This is a genomic window from Erythrobacter sp. (genome assembly GCF_023653175.1).
Classification (GTDB): domain Bacteria; phylum Pseudomonadota; class Alphaproteobacteria; order Sphingomonadales; family Sphingomonadaceae; genus Erythrobacter.
In genome coordinates this window covers 1-2521 of sequence record NZ_JAMNXL010000289.1, presented here as the reverse complement: position 1 = coordinate 2521, position 2521 = coordinate 1, and the positions used below count along the sequence as shown (strand labels likewise).

Below are 2521 nucleotides of genomic sequence, written 5' to 3'. Positions count from 1 at the left end.
GCTTCCGCTCGATGCCGCGGTCCAGCCGCCGAACCCGCTCCCAGGCCCAGCCACCTTCCCCGCGATAGTCGGTCAGGCCCTGCAGCAGCTCATTGACGGCAAGCGTCGCTGTTTCGGTTGTGAATGTTACCACGGCTGGCGCCGGATTCTGACCGCCGCGGACATAGGCCTCACGCTTCTGCCGCTCGTATTCTTCCGGCGCTTCCCGACGCAGCGCCTCCTCGCTCGCGGCTTTGGGGTCGACAACGCCCCGGCATGAGAGGCAGGGCGCGCCCGGCGTCAGCACAGTGACCCGCGCCGACATGTCCCGCATGCCAGCCGACGCCGGCTCGATGGCAAGTCCCATGTCGATGACCGGGATCAGATAGAAATGCGAAAAGCGATTGAGAAACAACCGGCCGGCATGGTCATCCGTGCAGCCGAAGATCACGTCGCAGGCTTTGAGCGCATCCCGTGCGGCCTCTTTCTCGATCCAGCCACGATGGGTGTGGACACGCAAGCCGAGGCCTAATTCTGTGATCTCGCGCGCGAGCACCTCGACCTTTGGCCGCATGGCGTCGGCGTCTGCCCGGCGCGCGCCATGGAGGCGGTTCAGATTGGAAGTTTCGACGATATCGTCGTCAAACAAGGCGAGCTGACCGACGCCGAGGCGGGCCAACAGCATCGCCGTGGCGCTGCCTGTGCCGCCGCAGCCGACGACGCCTACCCGCATCGATGCTAGACGGTTGTTGACCGCTTCGCCGAACAACAGTGCTTGACGCACCAGTGCCGCGTTCGAGGCGCCGGACTCGCCGCCGAAATGGAGCAGCCGGGAGCCGACGCTCCGGACGATTTCGGCCGCGACGGGTTCCTTGTCATCGAACCAGGCACGCGCCATGAAATGATCGCCGCCGGCGAGCACCACGCTCGCCAGAATCGCGTCAGTGCCGTTGCGGTTGCGCAGCAACCGGTAGAGATCGCGCTCGTTCGCGTCGTCCTGCCGCGAGAAGACCCGCATGCCGGCAGGATGGCTGTGCACGATCGCTGGCACCAGATCCCGTTCGGCCGCCTGCCGGCACAGACTGACAAAGGAGGCAGTCGACCAGGTAACATGGTGGGCGCTCGCTGAAATCTCGTCGCCCGCCGGCACCGGAACGACCTGATGAGAAACCAGCCGGAGCCGCCGGCGACGGGTCCAGGGGTCAATCCCTACGAGGTTGCGCCCGAACATGACGTAGGCCGAGGCCTCGATCCCGTCCGGGCGCTCGAGCAGTTCGCGCAGCGCCATTGCATGACGCTCCTGCAGAGCTACATCGAGCTGCATCACGCGGCCTCCTGCAGCGCCTGTTCGACCCGCTTGAGCATGGTCCAGATGCCGTCGATGCCCGGCCGCCAGTTATTATTATGCCGGGACCATCGCTGCCAATTTTGGCTCTCAAACTGCTGGGGCTGATCCGCGCAGTTGGGATAGCGGCTGGATCGCACGAGGCTCAGCCAGGGCAGCGAGTAGAACATGTCTGGCGCCGTATCGGGATAGCCGCACGGAAGGAGGATCAGGATATCGGCCGCGACTACCTGAAATTTCGCCGACGGCAGGGCGAAGCCGGGAAGGATGACGCCCTTCCGGCCGCCATCGTCCACTTCGCGGAAGGCCAGCCCCCGTTCCTCAAGATAGCGCCGGTCGGCTGTCGGGAGGAAGCTCATGCCCCGCCCTCCGTCGTCTGGCTGATGCCCGTGAAGAAGCGTTCCAGCCCCTTGCCATCGAGCCGCACCAGCTCGGTGTCGCCGATCGGCCGATCCTCGGCGCCGCGCACTTCAAGCCAGACGCCGTAGGTCTTCGGATCGACCTTTGCGATCGTCTTCAACACCCGCCCGCTGATCGCGCAGGCACCCCATTCCAGCACCTGGCCGTCCAGTTCGATCCGAAAAGACTCGGCCCCAGGAAAGATCAGGAAGCGCTCAGCCCGACCGCCGCGCAGATCGGTCGTCTCGTCCTGGCGCAGCTCTTCGAGCTCGCCGTCCCGCAGGATCTGGAACACCAGATGTTCCTCGGGGATGCGCACGCCGGCGGCTTCGAGGATCTGCCGGCCGGTCGGAACCGGATCGTCGATCCGCACCGGCCGGAAATTCAGCTCGGCATCGCCCACGCTGATGTGGAAGGCGCCGTTGTCGTGTCCGTTCTGCTCTGCTGCCATATTGGCCTCCTATGCCTGTTAGGCAGTGAGACCCTTGCCATTGGCGGTCTCGACATGCCATGTATGTCGGGAATATAGGAGGGCGTTCGCAAGACGTCAAGATAAACATGTCGAAATCGCCATGACCATCGAACACGAGAAGCCATCAGATATCTTCAGGGAACGACTGCGCGCTGCGCGGGAGAGCCTGCGCCAGATGAGCCAAGCCGCCCTGGCCAAGGACAGCGGCCTGCCGCCCAGCTCCATCGCACATTTCGAGGCCGGTACCCGCAAGCCGTCGTTCGACAGCCTGCGCAAACTGGCCAACGCACTCTCCGTGACCACAGATTTCTTACTTGGGCGCACAG

4 protein-coding genes are annotated in these 2521 nt (G+C 64.5%); 1 reads left to right on the top strand and 3 read right to left on the bottom strand.

The window, feature by feature from the left end:
* From NBV68_RS19020 to NBV68_RS19010, 3 genes are all read right to left on the bottom strand, one after another.
* On the bottom strand, window positions 1-1303 hold a 1303-nt coding region (locus NBV68_RS19020; protein WP_296313080.1), incomplete at its 3' end, for a ThiF family adenylyltransferase.
* Window positions 1303-1683 carry an E2/UBC family protein gene (locus NBV68_RS19015; RefSeq protein ID WP_296313077.1) on the bottom strand — a complete coding sequence of 127 codons (381 nt, stop codon included), beginning with the start codon at window positions 1681-1683 and terminating at the stop codon, window positions 1303-1305. The genes NBV68_RS19015 and NBV68_RS19020, both read right to left, overlap by 1 nt.
* A complete protein-coding gene (locus NBV68_RS19010) occupies window positions 1680-2174 on the bottom strand; it encodes a multiubiquitin domain-containing protein (protein ID WP_296313074.1) in 495 nt (164 codons plus the stop codon). Before NBV68_RS19010 ends, NBV68_RS19015 begins: the two co-directional genes overlap by 4 nt.
* A gap of 121 nt (window positions 2175-2295) precedes the next feature.
* Between NBV68_RS19010 and NBV68_RS19005 the strand changes: the two genes are divergently transcribed.
* A partial coding sequence (locus tag NBV68_RS19005; protein WP_296313071.1) for a helix-turn-helix transcriptional regulator occupies window positions 2296-2521 on the top strand: 226 nt, incomplete at its 3' end.